Raw genomic sequence first — 16,736 nt, forward strand, 5'->3', positions numbered from 1 at the left:
TAACAAGCGCGCTATAGTTTTTCTTCCTCCTTGCTGACGAATACTCACAACTATAAAGGTACTAGCATGAAACATTCTCTCGTTGCTTTGGCGTTAGCCGGCCTGCTTGCAGGCTGTGGCCAACCGGCCGACTCGCAAAATCAAACGCAAACAGATAATCAACAAAATACTGCTGAGATGCAGCAGCAGTCTGAAACTGAACGATTAAACGCCTGGTTTGACGAGAAGTACCAGCAACAGCTTAAACAAAGCCCGATGCAGATGACGTTTTTGGGTAAAAAAGAACGTTATGGCGAAGTCGATGATATGAGTATCGAAGCTGAAAAAGAACGCCTGAAATGGATGGCTAACAGCGTTGAAGAGCTAAAAGCAAAGTTTGACTACAGTAAGTTAAGCAATGAGGCCAAGACCTCATATGACGTTTGGGTCTATCAGTACGAACAAGCCAAACGAAATGCAGAGTTTCGTAAATACGATTATGTCTTTGATCAAATGCGTGGCGCTCATACCTTTATGCCACAGTTTATGCTCAATTTTCATCGAGTGGATAGCAAAGCCGACATGGATGCCTATATTAGCCGCTTAGGTGAAGCTTCACGAGCCTTAGAGCAATTGCTTGAACGTGCTCAAATGCAAGTGGAACAGGGGATTCGAGCCCCACGGTTTGCCTATGACCTTATTATAAAAGAATCGGAAAAGGTAATTACCGGAGCTCCGTTTACCGAAGGTGAAGACTCGGCGTTTATGGCTGATGCGAATAAAAAAATTGAGGCGCTGGTTGATAAACGAGAGATTGAACAAGACACTGCTAGCGCTTTAAAGGCGCAGGCAAGTGACGTGTTATACAAGCGAGTGATGCCTGCCTACGAGCAAATTATTACATTCTTCGAGAAAGATAGAGAAAACACACCGGAAATTGCTACCGGGGTTCACCGGTTTGATGGTGGTGTCGACTACTATAATGCCATGCTGAAAAACTACACGACCACCGACATGACGGCTGACGAAATTCATCAGCTAGGCCTGGAAGAAGTCGAACGACTGAATAAAGAAATGCTGAAGATTAAAGAGCAAGTTGATTTTGATGGCAGTCTTCAGGAGTTCTTTACCTTTATCCGCACCAACGACCGGTTTTTCTACCCGGACAATGATGAAGGTGCAGAGATGTATATCGAAGATTCTCAGAAGTATTTAGACTTTATTGACGAAAAGTTACCGGAATATTTCGGTATTTTACCCAAGGCGGATCTCGTGGTTAAGCGAGTTGAGCCTTTCCGTGAGCAGGACGGGGCTGCTCAACATTACTACCCGGGAACGCCCGATGGATCGCGTCCGGGGGTTTATTACGCACATTTGTCTGATATGAAGGCAATGCCTAAAAACGAAATGGAAGCCATCGCTTACCACGAAGGCAGCCCGGGACATCACATGCAAATTTCAATTGCGCAGGAGCTGGAGTCAGTGCCAGAGTTTCGCACGCAGGCTGGCTTTACCGTTTACAGTGAGGGCTGGGGTCTTTATTCAGAACAGCTGGCTAAAGAAATGGGGGCTTATCAAGACCCGTACTCTAACTTTGGTCGTTTAATTACTGAAATTTGGCGGGCGGTACGTTTGGTTGTGGATACCGGTATGCATGCTAAAGGTTGGACAGAAGAAGATGCGGTTAAATATTTTGAGAAATATACGCCCATCGCTGAAGGCGCGGTGCGTTCAGAGGTTCGCCGTTATTTAGTAATGCCAGGTCAGGCAACCGCTTATAAAGTGGGCATGATTAAAATTCTAGAATTGCGTGAACAGGCTAAGCAGGCTTTAGGCGATAAGTTTGATATTCGTGGTTTCCACGACACAGTTCTGGGTGGCGGCGCCTTGCCTCTGCATATACTAGAACGTCGAGTCGAGCAATGGGTGGCTTCACAGCAATCCTAGTTCAATGGCTTTTAAAACGGCTCGGGTGCGATCTCGCACACCGAGCTTTGCCATTAAGCTCGATACTTGATTTTTAACGGTTCCGGTTGACTTAAACAGCGCCTCGGCAATTTCCTGATTGCTGAGACCGGCCGCGATTAACCTGAGTACCGCCAGTTCTTTTTCGGATAATGGCTCTATTAATGCAGCTTCTTGTGTTTGCGGGCGTACCGAATGTAGTCCTTTGATAATGCGCTCGGTCACAACCGGTTGAATCCAGGATTCCCCACGGTGTAGCGATTCAATGGCGTCGACCAGCGTTTCAAGTGAGACATCTTTGAGTAAATAGCCTTTTGCCCCGGCCTGAATAGAGGCCATGATGGAGCTATGGTCATCAAAGGTAGTTAGCATTAATACCGGCAAACTTGGGACTTCCTGTGCCAATACAGAAACAGCTTCAACCCCGTCCATTATCGGCATCCGAATGTCCATTAGCACCACGTCTGGTGTTAAGCGCCGCGCCTCTTGCACAGCGGCTTCGCCATTTTCAGCTTCGCCGACGACGCTGACATGGTCACTGATTTCCAATAAGCTTCTTAAGCCCTGCCGGACCAGTGTTTGATCATCGACCAGTAGCACTCTAATCATGACGACGATCCGAAGGTAATACCGCATCTAAAGACATGCCTTGGTCGAACGAATAGGATAGCCAACCTCCAGCCAAAGTAATTCGCTCTCTTAGGCCTTGCAGGCCATTACCCTCATCGACAGGTTTAGCTGCCAGACCGTTATCGCGAATAGCAATGTGAATCTGATCGTCATGATGTTTAATATCGGCAGTGAACGTATCGCCACTGGAATGACGCAAAAAATTAGTTAACGATTCCTGCACCATGGCGATAATAGCCTCAGCCGTATCAATATCATTGATAGAGAGCGAGGAGGGACATTCAATGACAATAGTTTTACCAGGAACGTCGACATGCAGTGCGTCAAGCGCGTTACTAATATTGATCGACTCTGATTCTCTAATCGTCGATACGGCCTCGCGAACATCAGAAAGTAGTAATTGTGCAATGCTACGGCTTTTGGCTATCAGCGCTTTAGTGTCGCCTTCTGTTTTTCGCTCTGCGACCTGCAAGTTGATGGACAACGCGGTTAGGTGATGGCCGAGTAGATCATGAATATTTCTCGCTATTCGGGTTCGCTCATTTTGTTTGCTGGCTTCAGCCAGTAAGGCTTGCGTCGCCCTTAATTCACGGTTTATGCGTTGTTCATTCTCGCGAGCTCGAGCTTCTCTTAGCTGCGTTCCCATCATCGTCATTGAGAATATAATGAAGGTCCAGAATAGTGCTGCAGAAAGCCAGGCATAGCTGTCCTGCCAAAAAAACTGATAAACCAAAAAATGGGGTAAAGCAATTAGCGGAGATAACGCAATAGCTTTATTTAACGGCATAAAATAAGGCAGTTGAGCGGCCCATAAAACCATTAATATAGCGACAAAGTTATAGGGTACTAATAAAAACAGCGAAACAACTAAAACAAATTGAGCTGTAACCAATGCAATGCGCAGCCACGGCTCTTTCGGCAATGGTGTATCGCGAGTGGCAAAGTGAAAACAGAGGTAAAACAGTAAAAAGCTTAACGCTGCAACATTCCAGTGCACACTGGCGACTGGAGAGCTATCGCGTTGTCCCAGAAAATATAAACAAAAGACTGCCAAAAGCCCCCAGGTCAGCACTGCTACCCAGCGGTCAACGCCGTAATCAGAATCGGCCAAGCGTTTTAATATTGAAAGTTTCATTGAGCCAGTATGCCACTATTAGCGCTCGCTACAATAGGCCAAAAGTCACGTTAAAAAAGGTGACTTCTGGCACCTTCGTAAGATAGTAAATATGGCTAGCATAATAGGTCTCAAATAAGGAGAAATATTATGTTGACCGTTCATTCGACTCTGCTTTACTTGCATATCGTTGCCGGTGTTATCGCAATGATTATATTCTGGGTTCCGGTAACTACCCGCAAAGGTGGTCTTAACCATCGGCGGTTTGGGCGCGTGTACGTTGCTATCATGTATACCGTCGCGGTCTCGGCTATTATCATGTCGGTAATGGTTCTTGCTGCACCCACTTACTTTAAAGCGGATTGGTTCGTGAACAGTAAGAATCCCGAGCAATTAAAAATGAATATTTATGGGTTTTGGACGTTGTTATTAGTGTTGTCATTACTAACCTACACCGCAGTCAACCAAGCAGTGTTAGCGCTAAAAACCAAGTATGACCGGAGTTTGGCAAGGCGCTGGTACCACTTGTGTGCGCCCATAGCGCTGTTGTTGTCATCAATTGTACTGTTCGGATTTACTGTTAATGGCATCGGCAATAAGGTGCTGGGTTACGTATTCTCAACTTTCAGTATGGTTAGTGCGCTTCAGGTTTTGCACTATGCCTATGCTAAGCAGGTAGCACCAAAACGCTGGTTAATTGAGCACTTAAGTTCAATGTGTGGCTCTGGTATTGCGGTATACACGGCTTTTTTTGCTTTCGGTGCACGGCATGTGCTGGCCGAACTTGGGCAGTGGCAGCTGGTTTTCTGGATTTTGCCAGGGCTATTGGGTGGCATAGCGATTCATTTCTGGACTCGAAAATATAGCGCTCAGGCGGTGGCCTAAGGATTAACGAAAGCGGATACAGTTGCGACCGTCAGACTTAGCCTGGTAGAGACCTTTGTCGGCATTATCCAATAACCGTTTGATTGCATTTGGAATATCGCTGTCGATAGAAGGTTGCTCAAAGTAACCACCAATACTAACGGTAACGTAAGGTTCAGTAGAGGACTTTTTATGTTCTATTTCTAAACTTTCGATAGCATCGAGTAGCTCATTGGCTTTGCGCAGAGCTTGCCAAGCTGAATCAGTCGACATAACAACAGCAAACTCTTCGCCACCGTAACGAGCAACAAAATCAGTGCTACGCTGCATGATATTTGACAAGCATTCTGCAACGGACCGTAGCACCGCATCGCCTTTTAAATGGCCATAGTAGTCGTTATAGGGTTTAAAATGGTCAATATCAATCAGTAACACTGCTATGCCTGTGCGCTGGCGCTTGGCTCGCTTTACTTCGCTCTCGAGCTTTTCATCTAGCGCCCTGCGATTAGCGATAGCGGTCAACCCGTCTTGGGTAGCTTGAGCTTGTAATTTTAAATTGGCTTCTTCTAACTGGCGCTGTGTTTCAATCAGTTTTTGGTAGGTATTTTGTCGCTCAAGAGAGTTTGCCAGCATGTCGGATACCAAACTCAATCGCTGAATATCTTCCTGAGTCCAGCGGTGTTTTTGGCGAATCATATCGCAACCGACAAAACCGAGTAATTTTTGATGGGCGACTAAACCAATGCAAATGACCGACTTGATACTTTCACGCTGGAACTCAGCATATTCGTTGCTGGCATCTTTCGGTAGCGTTTCGACGTCGTCGATTATAAACCGAAAATTGTTACGCATCTGGTTGAAGAAAAACGGTAAGTCGCCCGCAGAAATATTTTGTAGGTCGTCGATATGTGCAGAAAAATCGTTGCGCACCCATTCGTGGGTGTTATTCATCCGTTGAATCTCTGGATCGAACTCGAAAACATAGCATCGATCGGCATTAACATAATGGCCAAACGCCGCAATGACCTCAGCGGTACAGCTTTGCGTTTCGTCAGGCTCACTATTAATGAGACGTGTCGATAACTGGGATAAAAGCTGATCGAAAGAATCGCTATCATTATTGTTATGCGCTTTCATAACTTCCCTATCGTTGAGCTGGTTACTATTTAACCATATATAACGATTATCGTAAATATAGCGCACTTTTATAAATTTATCTGAAAATATGAAATTAAACGGTTCAGTTGAGCATCATTGCCAAGTTCGGGTTGTTTATTAAATTGCCATAAAGAACCTTCTCTGCTGTCTGGCCAATTGATTAATGCGGGGTTGTCGCCTACCCGGGTTATTCGGCTGCCGTTTAGGCGAGCCATAATATACCACCACAGATCATCCGCATAAGGAGCCAGTTTTAAAGCGAGCGACAAATCTTTCGCGGTATTGGGCAAGCTTCCCGGTGGAAACAGAACTCCAGCTCCGCTGGTAAAAAACAGTCTTGAATCAGGTCCCCGAACCTCAGTTTTTGGATGCCACTTTCTGTACGGTTTGGGTTTTCCGCGAGCATCTTTTGTTAAATAGTGCGCCCGCCAGCATAGGATTTCGTTGTAGTTTCCTGAAAAACCGGCTACTAGCGTTGATAACCAGTCTGGTCGATAGTAAATATCATCATCTGCCGTTACATGAAAAGCGTCTGGATACTGGTTGAGCGCGGGAATTAACTTTTTATAGGAGCGGCTGTCGTCTTCAACTGCAATGATGGAAAGACCTTTGTTTTCGAGCTGTTTCACCGCTTCAGGTAGTTCCTTGATGTCTTCTTGATACAGCCAAAGGTTAACGCTGTCAGGTTTGATGTCCTGTAGCAACAACGACTTAATCGTTAAGTGAAGATTTTTATAGCGCTTCGGGAATGAAGTTAGATTAATCATTAATGATGCTGGCAGCCTGTGGTCGCCGGGTGACGTCGCTTGTTGCTGCCATGCGGTCTCAACTAACTGCGCCGCGCTTTTCTTTAACGAGCGACCCTTAAACGACTTATACTTACGCAACCAGCGGTATTTTATATAATTTAAAATGCTCAAAATAACCCCATAAAAATCAAACCACCGCCATAATTTATGTTATATCTTGGTTAAGGTATAAACCAGATTAGTGTACCCTGACAAACTAATATACATTACTGCCCGGCCACTAAATAGGTTAATTCATGGCGTTAAAAGAGAGCTTTTTTAGGTTGCAGGAGTTTGCACTTCGTTTTGCTGCTTCCGGTTTTTTTCCGGCGCGCTGGATATGCAATGTACCTAAATCAAACAAACTTGCCATGCCAGCCGCTGCCCCCGAAACGCTGGAGATTGTAAGTCATTGCTGGAACTACTCACATCTGCTGAGTTATCAGTTACAGTCGCTGATTGATTATGCTCCTGAACAGCTAATTATAACGCTTACTGTTTTTTACAGCGAGGAAGACCAGGCAACGGTTAAGCTGCTGGAGCAATACAAAGCTATCAGCCACCAAAATATTAACTGGAACTTTGTACAATTAAACAAAAATGCCTTGCTACGCCGCGCGATAGGCCGCAATCAAGCCGCCAAGAACACCTCTGCCGACTGGATCTGGTTCACCGACTGCGATCTTGTTTTTGGTAAAAATACATTTAGTTCGCTGGAGCGCGAGTTGACCGGACAACAGAGTATCTTGGTTTTTCCAGGGTCTGTAAAAAGAACTTCCTTGCTAGAAAAAGATAATGACTTTTTAACATGCGATGACTATAACGCTAAAGATTGCTTAGAACAGGATAGTGTAAATACACATACCTTTGAGAAAGCGACTGGGCCCGTTCAAATTGTACACGGCTCTATTGCCCGGGAATATGGATACTGCGACCAGCTTGCTTGTTACCAGCAACCTAAAGAGCGCTGGGTAAAAACCTACGAAGACAGAGCTTTTCGGTGGCTGCTCGGCACTCATGGAGAACCAATAAATGTAGCCGACGTAGGTATTATACGCCACGTCGAGAAAGGCCGTTATACATCCGGCTCATTGCTATCGAAAATCCGTGAGATGAATCGTAGAATTAAAGATAAACTGCTCGCTCGTTAAGTTTTAAAAACGGCGTAAAAGGAGTTTTGCCAGTGAGTGAACTAACCTCCGGATTTATTGTGGCTCATGGCCACCGGTTGGAAGACCTGACAGATGTGGCGGTTACATTCACTCAGAATTACCCGCTGCCGCCGCTTGAGCAGGAAACCGTTCTAGTACAAAGCAACGGTATCGCCCAATGGCTGAAAATTAATTTAGCGCAGGCTAATGGCATTGCCGCGATGATTGATGTGACCCTGCCGGCTCGTTTCCAATGGAAAGCATATCGAGCGGTACTTGGTAATGATATTCCCAAAACCTCCCCGTTTGATAAGGACCGTTTGACCTGGCGCTTAATGCGCATACTGCCCGAGCTTATTAAGCACAATCCGCATTTTGCACCACTTAAACACTATACATCCGACGATCACGATGGCCGTAAGCTGTACCAGCTGAGTGGGCGGTTGGCAGACCTGTTTGACCAGTACGCCGTGTACCGGGCGGATTGGCTGGATAGCTGGGTTCGCGGAAATGACATAATGGAGCAGGGCCAGCCAGTGGACTCGGAGCAATTATGGCAACCGGAGTTGTGGCGTGCCGTCAGTAATGACATTGGCATTGATGATTACTGGAATAACCGTGCCGAATTACATCAGCGTTTTATTGATACGGCGCAGGCTTTGAGTGAACGCCCTGATGGCTTGCCACCAAGGGTGGTAGTGTTTGGCATTTCATCATTGCCGCAACAGATGTTGCAGGTGCTGGATGCGATAAAAGGTTACACCCAAATTTTGTTATGTGTGCATAACCCTTCTCAATACCATTGGGCGGATATTGTTGATGGCAAAGAGGCTTTGCGGCAGGCAGTCAGAGCGTCTTCCCGGTTGCGGCATAAGCCCGATTTACCAGAAGAACCCAATGATGACGAATTGCATCAGCTGGCGCACCCCTTGTTGGCCTCGTGGGGTAAGCAGGGCCGAGACTATATCCGCCTACTGGATTTATACGACGAAACCCTGGCTAAACAGGAAGCCTTTAACACCATCAAGCTGGAGCTGTTCGAGCCGCACCCTACTGACCATTTATTAGCCCAGTTGCAAGACGATATTTTAAATCTGCGGCCGCTGCAGGAGACTCGAGAGCTTTGGCCTAAGCCAACTGCGACAGACAAGTCGATCCGGTTTCAGGTTTGTCACAGCCCTCAGCGCGAACTGGAAGTGCTGCATGACCAGTTATTGGACGCCTTTGCCAACGATCCACAGTTAAAGCCGCGCGATATCATGGTCATGCTGCCTGACGTAAACACTTACGCGCCGTACATTGATGCAGTATTTGGTCGTTACCAGAGTCGCTTTGGTGATCGCGACCCGCGAGCGATTCCCTATACCATTGCCGATCAGGGAGAGCGGCATCAACGGCCGCTAATGATAGCGCTGGAGCTACTGCTGCAAGTTGACCAGTTACGCTTTACGCAAACCGACTTGTTTAATTTGCTGTCAGTGCCGGCAGTGCAGCAGCGCTTTGATATCGGCGACGATGACCTGCCCCAGCTAAAACGCTGGGTAAAAGACGCAGGAGCGCGCTGGGGCCTTAATGGACTGCAGCGCGAACAGTTTTTTATGCCTGCTGACGAACAAACCAACAGTTGGTGGTTTGGTTTAAAACGGATGATTGCTGGCTATGCTATGGGCGAGTTGTCTGCTGACGATACCGGAGATGGTTCACCGTGGGCCGATGTTGAACCCTACACCGAGGTGGCCGGACTAAGTGCCGCTTTAGTCGGTTGTCTGGCCGATCTGGTGCGCACACTGGAGCAGTGGTGGCAGCGTGCTCAGGGCACGCAAACACTTCCCGAATGGGTCGCTCAGGGCGAATGGTTACTCGGCCAGTTTTTTGCTGACGAAGACGATAGTGATCGCTTACTGCTTGCCAAACTGAGTGACGAACTGTATCAGTTACGGGACATTTGCGTAGAGTCGGATAATGAGTCGGCGCTGCGCTTACCAATATTTAAAGATGCCTGGTTAGAACGGGTCGATCAGCAAAACTTGAACCAACGCTTTTTAGCTGGCGCAGTTAACTTTGCGACGTTAATGCCGATGCGTGCTATTCCGTTTAAGTATGTTTGTGTTTTGGGGATGAACGAGAGTGACTACCCGCGTACCACGCCCCGTGTCGACTTTGATTTAATGACGGACCGCTATCGGCCCGGCGATCGGTCGCGCCGTGATGATGACCGATACTTATTTCTCGAAGCCATGTTGTCCGCACGAGATTGTTTCTACCTAAGTTGGGTTGGTTATAGCGCTAAAGACAACAGCGAGCGAACGCCGTCAGTTTTAGTCGCGCAGTTGCGTGACCATCTGGCGCAAGGCTGGGATGTCGATATTGACACACTGACTGTAGAGCATAAGTTACAGCCGTTTAACCCAGCGTATTTTAACCAACAAAGTGTTGAATATTTTACTTATGCCAACGAGTGGTCCCGGGCTTATCAGGGAGTTGTTGGTAAATCCACGACGACTGCGCAGGCGACAACCGAGCACGAGCTGGATCGAACCCTCAGTATTAATGACCTAAAGCGCTTTATCGAAGAGCCTGCGCGGCTGTATTTTAACTGGAAGCTGGATACGTACTTCAGCCGCAAAAGCGAAGATCTTGATGATAGTGAGGCTTTCATCATGGATAGTCTGCAGAACTGGACGTTAACCTCACGCTTAATTGATGCGGGTAAAACAGCGTTACTAACTGGAGCAGGCACAGAAGCGACGCTACTAAAAGAATTAAATCGGCTAAAGCGAGAGGGCGCGTTAGGTATTGGCGCAATAGCCGAGCAAAACGGGCTGCACTTATTAGAGCAGTCGCAAGAGATACTGGAAACTTATCAACAGAGCATTGCTGGCTACTCAGGGGTCAATCAATTTCCGTTAGAGGTGGGTTTTGAGCATCAAGGGTTGGTCATCGACGACACTGTTACCGGTGTTCATACTACCGACAACGGTGATCGCTTGTGGGTAGTTACCTCCGCCAGCAATATTGCTGCTAAAAATGGCAAAGGCATCAACAGCGGAGGCTGGAAGCATGCCAGTGCTTATTACATAGGACTGTTACTGCTGAACTTGCAGCAACCGACGCGGCTTGCAATCATCTCGAAAGGCGGATGCCGACTACAGGTAGCTCCGGTGCCGGCAGAGTTGGCTGTACAACAACTTGAGCAATTACTGGAGCTGGTGGAGTTATCGGTGCAACGACCGCAACCAATGCATCTGGATGTCGCCATGACTTGGCTAACTGCGATAGACAAGAATGAACAAGATGAACAGTTAGCGCATGACGCCGCTCGAAAAAAATACGAGGAAGATGGCTTTAATGATCCGGCGCTGGCGACCCAAAGTGATTACTGTGGTCGTGTTGCCGAAAATTATGACGCGATTGCAGCGTCACTGCATTTTAGGCGCTTTATCGACGAGCTTTATGATCCCATGCGGTTAACTCTGGTGGCGGAGGCAAAATAATGAACCATGTGTTGTCTCATACGTTAGAGAACCCGCTCGACTTTCCGCTGAGCGGTAGCCGTCTGATTGAAGCAAGTGCTGGTACCGGAAAAACTTACACCATTGCCGCGCTTTATGTACGTCTGGTGATTGGGCATGGGTCCAGCGAAACCAGCTTTGAACGTGAATTAGTGCCGAAAAACATCTTGGTGATGACCTTTACCAAAGCCGCCACTGAGGAGCTAAGCGATAGAATTCGAGCCCGTTTAGCGGAGGCTGCTGCCTATTTTCGAGATCCTGAGTCAGTGCAGAGCGACCCATTTTTGGCCAGTTTGCGAGAGGACTGCGTTAAACAGCAGCAGAATCTGATGCATTTAGCGCGACTGCTGGACTTAGCCTCGCAGTCAATGGACGAAGCTGCGGTAAAAACGATCCATGGCTGGTGTCAGTCGATGCTTAAAGAACATGCTTTTGCTAGTGGGAGTCTGTTCAGCCAGGACGTTGAAACTGACAATGAAGAGCTGCGCCTGCAGGCGGCCGAAGATTACTTTCGACGATTTATTTACCCGGCAGACGCCGAGCTAAGTGCCCGGTTGTTGGAGGACTTTAAGTCACCGGAAGCGTTATTAGGACTTACCTACAGTTTGAGCAAAAGTGGCCAGGCACCGATGGATGGTGATTTGCACAGCTTACTGGAAGAGGCAGAAAGCGCGCATAAGCAACGAATGGCTACAATAAAGCAAGAAATTGGCCCTATCGTGCAAGATTTGATTGTTCAAGCCTCTCAGGTTAAGGGGGTGGCCACTAAGCTCAAACAATTCCAGAAATTTGCGGACTGGTGCGCGGATCCTGAGTTGGTTGAACCTGATGCCACAGCCGCTAACTGGAAAAATATCAGCACTGACGAGTTGCAAAAATTTGCGGATACGAAACTTGGCGGTATGTCGGCCGAGTGGAACGCTTTGGGTGGGCTACAGGAACGCATAAAGCAAAGTAAGGTAAAGCAGCAGGAAGAACTGGCAAAAGTAAAACAACATGCCGCCGCTTGGGTGAGCCACCGTTTTGCAGAGCTGCAAAATCAGCGCGCCGAAATGGGCCATGACGATATGCTGACGCGCTTACGTGATGCGTTGAAAGGCCCCAGCGGCGAAGCCTTGGCAGCGGCTATCCGGAAGCAGTATCCGGTAGCCATGGTAGACGAATTTCAGGATACGGATCCGGTACAGTACGAGATCTTTAACCGCATCTATAATCTGGCAGAGCCACACGCGGGAACCGGGATTTTTCTTATTGGTGATCCAAAACAGGCGATTTACAGCTTCCGAAACGCTGATATCTACACCTATTTAAAAGCCCGCCGTGATACTGCAGGTCGGCACTACAATTTGGCACGAAACTTTCGGTCATCGCAGGCTATGGTCGACAGTGTAAATGTTCTGTTCGAGCGCGCAGAACAATTGCCGCGTGGAGCCTTTCTGTTTAAAACCGACAATGACAATCAGCTGCCCTTTAACCGAGTAGCAGCGAATGGACTTAAGCACACCTTTAAGCACTGTTTGTTATCCAGCAACCTTAAAACAGCCCCGGCATTGCTGTGGTCAGTATCCGATCAGGAACAGCGTAATAAAAATGATTTCTTCCGGGCAGCTGCGAATCATCATGCCAATCTCATGGCGTCACTGCTAAATGACCCACAAGCCGGTTATTACAATGGCGAAGGGCAGCTTGAGCAGCGGGTAAAAACCAGCGACATCGCCGTGTTGGTGAATAACTTTAACGAAGCCAATACGATTAAAAAGGCGTTAAGCGACCGTGGGCTGAAGAGTGTTTACCTGTCAGACCGGGAGTCGGTGTTTGCCCAGCGTGTCGCAAAGGATCTACTGGCGCTGATAAGCGCTTGTGCTGAGCCACGCGACCCGTCGCTGATACGCAGTGCGTTAGCCACTCAGTTACTTGGTCTGCCGTTGTCAGAGCTGGAGTATATCCACAGCGACGAACAGCAATGGGAACGGCGGGTCGAACAGTTTTTAAGTTATCATGACCAGTGGCAGCGGCAGGGTGTATTGGCAATGCTGCAGAGCCTGCTGCATGACTATCAGGTACCGGCTAAATTGCTGGAAGACCGGATACAAGGCGAGCGACAACTCTCCGACGTATTGCACATTGCCGAACTGCTGCAACAACAAAGCATGGTGCTGGATGGAACTCCTGCGTTGGTTAATCACTTTGCTGAGCAAGTGAATGAGCGTCATGGTTTTGGCAGCAACAGCCGTACCCAGAGTGATGAGCAGCAACTGCGCCTGGAAAGCGACGATGAACTGATCAAAATTATCACCATCCATAAATCCAAAGGTTTGCAGTATCCGTTGGTGTTCATGCCCTTTGCAGCTTACACCCAGGCGGAAGCCTACCGGGTAAAGCCACCTGCGGTATATCACGAAGAAAATGGTCAGCTGCAAGTACTTTGGTCGAAAGACGACGACAATAAGCAGCGGCTAAGTGATGAAATACTAGCTGAAGACTTGCGTAAAATGTACGTAGCGGTGACTCGTGCGCAATACGCCACTTTCATTGCTCTTGAGACAATGAAAGAGCATCGGAATAATCCCCTATTCTATTTGCTGAACGGTGGTGCATCTCCCGCCGACGAACTGTACAACGAAGTCAGCGAACGTTGGCAACAGCCGGCGCACACACAGTTAACCCGGCTGGAAGACGACGAGCCTTTAGTTCGCGCGCTAGAGCAGGAGCAAACAACGCCGAAGCTGACACCACGTAGCATGCCTGCCGATCGCAAACTGGAACGCTGGTGGGTGGCCAGTTACAGTGCGCTCAAGTTCGAAGGAGCCGTGACAAAAAGTGAACAGGCACCGCAGTCGCCAGACGAAATGAATTTATTAGACGAGCGCGACGATGATGATATACAAGTAGCCAGTGCCGAGCAGCCGAGCCAGGACAGCATCCATCATCTTCCCAAAGGCGCGGGGCCGGGTACCTTTTTGCATAATTTGTTGGAAGAGTCGGCGAATATTGGCTTTGCGCAAATAGCGAATGACGCCGGTGAACGCTCAGAGTTGGTACAGCGGTTTTGTGTCAGCCCTTACTGGCAGGAACATCAAAATAGTCTGGAGCACTGGTTAGATGCTTATTTACATAGTGAGTTTCCGCTAAGCAACAATGATGACACCGTTAGTTTAAGTGTGCTGAACCAGTATAAAGCCGAGCCAGAGTTTTGGTTTGGTGCCAGCCAGGTCAATGCCCAAACGCTCGATGCGCTGGTCTGTGAACACATTCTTGTCGGGCATGAGCGACCTGCGCTGGAACCCAATCTACTAAACGGTATGCTAAAGGGCTTTATCGATTTGGTGTTTGAAGTTAACGGTCAGTATTACGTCGCGGATTATAAATCCAACTGGTTGGGCGAAGACGATCATGCCTATACCGAGCAAGCCATGCGGCAGAAAATTTTACACAGTCGCTACGACCTGCAGTACGTGATTTACACGCTGGCGCTGCATCGTCTGTTAAAAGCACGTTTAGGTAATGAATACGACTACGATACCCATGTCGGTGGCGCCGTGTATCTGTTTTTGCGCGGGCACAGGGCCGAAACCAGCGGAGCCTTCTTTGACCGGCCACCGCGGCAACTTATCGAGCAGCTGGATACACTGTTTGCGGGTGAGGAACGGGTATGACAGACACTACCTTGAACACGCTTTTTGACGAATTGCGCGAGTGGCGCGATGCCGGCTGGATACGCTCAATAGATCTGGCCTTTGTTGAGTTTTTGCAGCAAGCGGGAGAAGCTCGTAACGAAGTCTTGCTGGCAGCGGCATGCGCCTCACATGAAGCTGGCCGCGGGCATACTAGTGTTAACATGAATGCGTTGCAGACCGAGCCGGAAAGCGTACTGAATTTACCCCCTGAAAACCGTTACTCGCCAAACTGTACTGCTCCCGGGGGTTTGTTTCGGCAGTTTGGTGTTAATTTAGAAACCGCTTTAACCCAAAGCCACTGCGTAGATGTTGAAGGCAACGGAAATCAACCACTGGTATTAACCGGCGGTAAACTGTATTTGCGTCGCTACTGGCAATACGAAGCTTTTATTGAGCGTGACTTACAGCTGCGTATGAGTGACCGCCCCGTTACCAATGATGACTTGCTGAAAAGTACATTGGCGAAACTGTTTGGTCAGGCTGGCAATGGCAACAACGGCGACATTAACTGGCAGCGGGTGGCTTGCGCCAATACCGTGCGCAACCGTTTTAGTGTTATTACCGGTGGCCCCGGTACCGGTAAGACCTACACTGTGGTGCGCTTGCTAACGGCGTTGCAGCATCAGACCTTATTCCTTGGCTTACCGCCGTTGCGCGTGTCGCTGGCAGCACCTACGGGCAAGGCTGCCGCACGGCTCACCGAATCCATAGAAAGTGAGTTGGATACACTGCGCGGTGATGCAAAACTTGCCAGCCTGAAAGACGCGTTAGATTCAATAAAGCCCGAAGGTAAAACCCTGCACCGCTTACTGGGAGTAAAGCCGAATTCGCGCACTTTTAAACACCATGCCGACAACCCACTGCGTACTGACGTCGTCATTGTCGACGAAGCTTCCATGATAGACATTGAAATGATGACGGCACTGCTAAAAGCCACACCAAAACAGGCGCGGCTGGTGCTTATCGGCGATAAAGATCAGTTGGCTTCTGTAGAGGCTGGCGCGGTGCTCGGTAACTTGTGCAGCGGAGCTGACCAGGGATACTACCATACCGAAACGGCCCAATGGTTGCAGCAGGTAGCAGACATAGCTGATTTTCCGACAGAGTTAATTGACGACAACGGCGAGCGACGTCTGCAACATGTTGTTAAATTCCGTAAAAGCTACCGCTTTTTCGGGCCTATTGCCGATCTTGCTAACGCCATTAACCGCCAGGATGACGCGGCTGTGCAACAGGAGCTAGAGCAGGCCAGGAATGCGGACGATGAGCACTCGGTTCAGCTTTATGAGGTTAACAGTCTCGATGCTCCCGAATTTACAGAATTGGTGCGAGGCAGTCGCTCGAGTCCACGACTCGAGTCGTTTAACCATTTTGACGACTACGCCAAGGCGGTGCTGGATGCCAATACTGACTTCCAAATCCTGACCGCCCTGCGCGAAGGACCCTGGGGCGTAAAAGCGGTTAACCAAAAAGTCGGCGACATACTCGGCGTAAACGCCAATAGTTGGTACGAAGGCCGGCCTGTGATGGTCACCAAAAACGATTACGGACTGAAGCTAAACAACGGGGATATTGGCATAGCCCTGAAAGACCCCGAACACGGCCATCTAAGGGTCGCCTTCCCTGATCAAGAGCACGGTGTGCGCTGGGTACTGCCAAGCCGCCTAACCCACATAGAAACCGTGTACGCCATGACCGTGCATAAATCTCAAGGCTCTGAATTCAAACACACCGTGATGGTACTGCCCGACCACGACAGCCCAGTACTAAGCAAAGAGCTGCTGTATACCGGGATAACCCGGGCTAAGGAGCGGTTGAGTTTGGTGGGGATGTTTGCATTAGGACTAAACAGTAAAGCATGCTAATTTCTAGGTAAGAAATTTCGTACAATCTTGAAG

Annotated in this window: 10 protein-coding genes; 6 read left to right on the plus strand and 4 right to left on the minus strand. The window is 48.5% G+C overall.

What is annotated here, in order from left to right; genetic code table 11:
• The first annotated feature begins 66 nt into the window (after positions 1–66).
• A complete protein-coding gene (locus tag CWI81_RS11040; protein ID WP_126785371.1) occupies positions 67–1,926 on the plus strand; it encodes a DUF885 domain-containing protein in 1,860 nt (619 codons plus the stop codon).
• Here CWI81_RS11040 and CWI81_RS11045 read toward each other — a convergent pair.
• Positions 1,912–2,553, minus strand: a complete 642-nt coding sequence (locus tag CWI81_RS11045) for a response regulator transcription factor (protein ID WP_126785372.1) — start codon at positions 2,551–2,553, stop codon at positions 1,912–1,914. The two genes, CWI81_RS11040 and CWI81_RS11045, sit on opposite strands and share 15 nt — an antisense overlap.
• Positions 2,546–3,709: a sensor histidine kinase gene (locus CWI81_RS11050; protein WP_126785373.1), complete on the minus strand. Its 1,164-nt coding sequence runs from the start codon at positions 3,707–3,709 to the stop codon at positions 2,546–2,548. Before CWI81_RS11050 ends, CWI81_RS11045 begins: the two co-directional genes overlap by 8 nt.
• Positions 3,710–3,838: 129 nt before the next feature.
• Here CWI81_RS11050 and CWI81_RS11055 point away from each other — a divergent pair, with 129 nt between their 5' ends.
• On the plus strand, positions 3,839–4,573 hold the full coding sequence (locus tag CWI81_RS11055; RefSeq protein WP_126785374.1) for a DUF2306 domain-containing protein: 735 nt from the start codon (positions 3,839–3,841) through the stop codon (positions 4,571–4,573).
• A 3-nt stretch (positions 4,574–4,576) separates the two neighbouring features.
• On the opposite strand, the gene CWI81_RS11060 is transcribed toward CWI81_RS11055, so the two are convergent.
• Positions 4,577–5,689, minus strand: coding sequence for a sensor domain-containing diguanylate cyclase (locus CWI81_RS11060; protein ID WP_126785375.1), 1,113 nt, complete (start codon positions 5,687–5,689; stop codon positions 4,577–4,579).
• Between the two features lie 68 nt (positions 5,690–5,757).
• Positions 5,758–6,630 (minus strand): hypothetical protein, encoded by an 873-nt coding sequence (locus tag CWI81_RS11065; protein WP_126785376.1) that lies wholly within the window; start codon positions 6,628–6,630, stop codon positions 5,758–5,760.
• Positions 6,631–6,755: 125 nt separating this feature from the next.
• Here CWI81_RS11065 and CWI81_RS11070 point away from each other — a divergent pair, with 125 nt between their 5' ends.
• Genes CWI81_RS11070 through recD form a run of 4 tightly spaced genes read left to right on the plus strand, consistent with a single transcriptional unit; the run spans position 6,756 to position 16,703 of the window.
• Complete coding sequence (locus tag CWI81_RS11070; protein WP_126785377.1) at positions 6,756–7,649, plus strand: glycosyltransferase family A protein; 894 nt, start codon at positions 6,756–6,758, stop codon at positions 7,647–7,649.
• A gap of 32 nt (positions 7,650–7,681) precedes the next feature.
• Positions 7,682–11,143: an exodeoxyribonuclease V subunit gamma gene (gene recC, locus CWI81_RS11075; RefSeq protein ID WP_126785378.1), complete on the plus strand. Its 3,462-nt coding sequence runs from the start codon at positions 7,682–7,684 to the stop codon at positions 11,141–11,143.
• Positions 11,143–14,817, plus strand: a complete 3,675-nt coding sequence (recB, locus tag CWI81_RS11080; RefSeq protein WP_126785379.1) for an exodeoxyribonuclease V subunit beta — start codon at positions 11,143–11,145, stop codon at positions 14,815–14,817. Before recC ends, recB begins: the two co-directional genes overlap by 1 nt.
• Positions 14,814–16,703 (plus strand): exodeoxyribonuclease V subunit alpha, encoded by a 1,890-nt coding sequence (gene recD, locus CWI81_RS11085; protein ID WP_126785380.1) that lies wholly within the window; start codon positions 14,814–14,816, stop codon positions 16,701–16,703. The genes recB and recD overlap by 4 nt, the downstream gene beginning before the upstream one ends.
• Positions 16,704–16,736: the final 33 nt, after the last annotated feature.

The sequence above is a fragment of the Idiomarina seosinensis genome, assembly GCF_003987275.1.
Lineage (GTDB): Bacteria > Pseudomonadota > Gammaproteobacteria > Enterobacterales > Alteromonadaceae > Idiomarina > Idiomarina seosinensis.

Excerpts from the sequence above, each read along its gene's own strand:
- recB (WP_126785379.1), top strand. The coding sequence starts at position 11,143 with ATGAACCATGTGTTGTCTCATACGTTAGAGAACCCGCTCGACTTTCCG.
- CWI81_RS11045 (WP_126785372.1), bottom strand. The coding sequence starts at position 2,553 with ATGATTAGAGTGCTACTGGTCGATGATCAAACACTGGTCCGGCAGGGC.
- CWI81_RS11060 (WP_126785375.1), bottom strand. The coding sequence starts at position 5,689 with ATGAAAGCGCATAACAATAATGATAGCGATTCTTTCGATCAGCTTTTA.
- CWI81_RS11055 (WP_126785374.1), top strand. The coding sequence starts at position 3,839 with ATGTTGACCGTTCATTCGACTCTGCTTTACTTGCATATCGTTGCCGGT.
- CWI81_RS11050 (WP_126785373.1), bottom strand. The coding sequence starts at position 3,709 with ATGAAACTTTCAATATTAAAACGCTTGGCCGATTCTGATTACGGCGTT.
- CWI81_RS11040 (WP_126785371.1), top strand. The coding sequence starts at position 67 with ATGAAACATTCTCTCGTTGCTTTGGCGTTAGCCGGCCTGCTTGCAGGC.
- recD (WP_126785380.1), top strand. The coding sequence starts at position 14,814 with ATGACAGACACTACCTTGAACACGCTTTTTGACGAATTGCGCGAGTGG.
- CWI81_RS11070 (WP_126785377.1), top strand. The coding sequence starts at position 6,756 with ATGGCGTTAAAAGAGAGCTTTTTTAGGTTGCAGGAGTTTGCACTTCGT.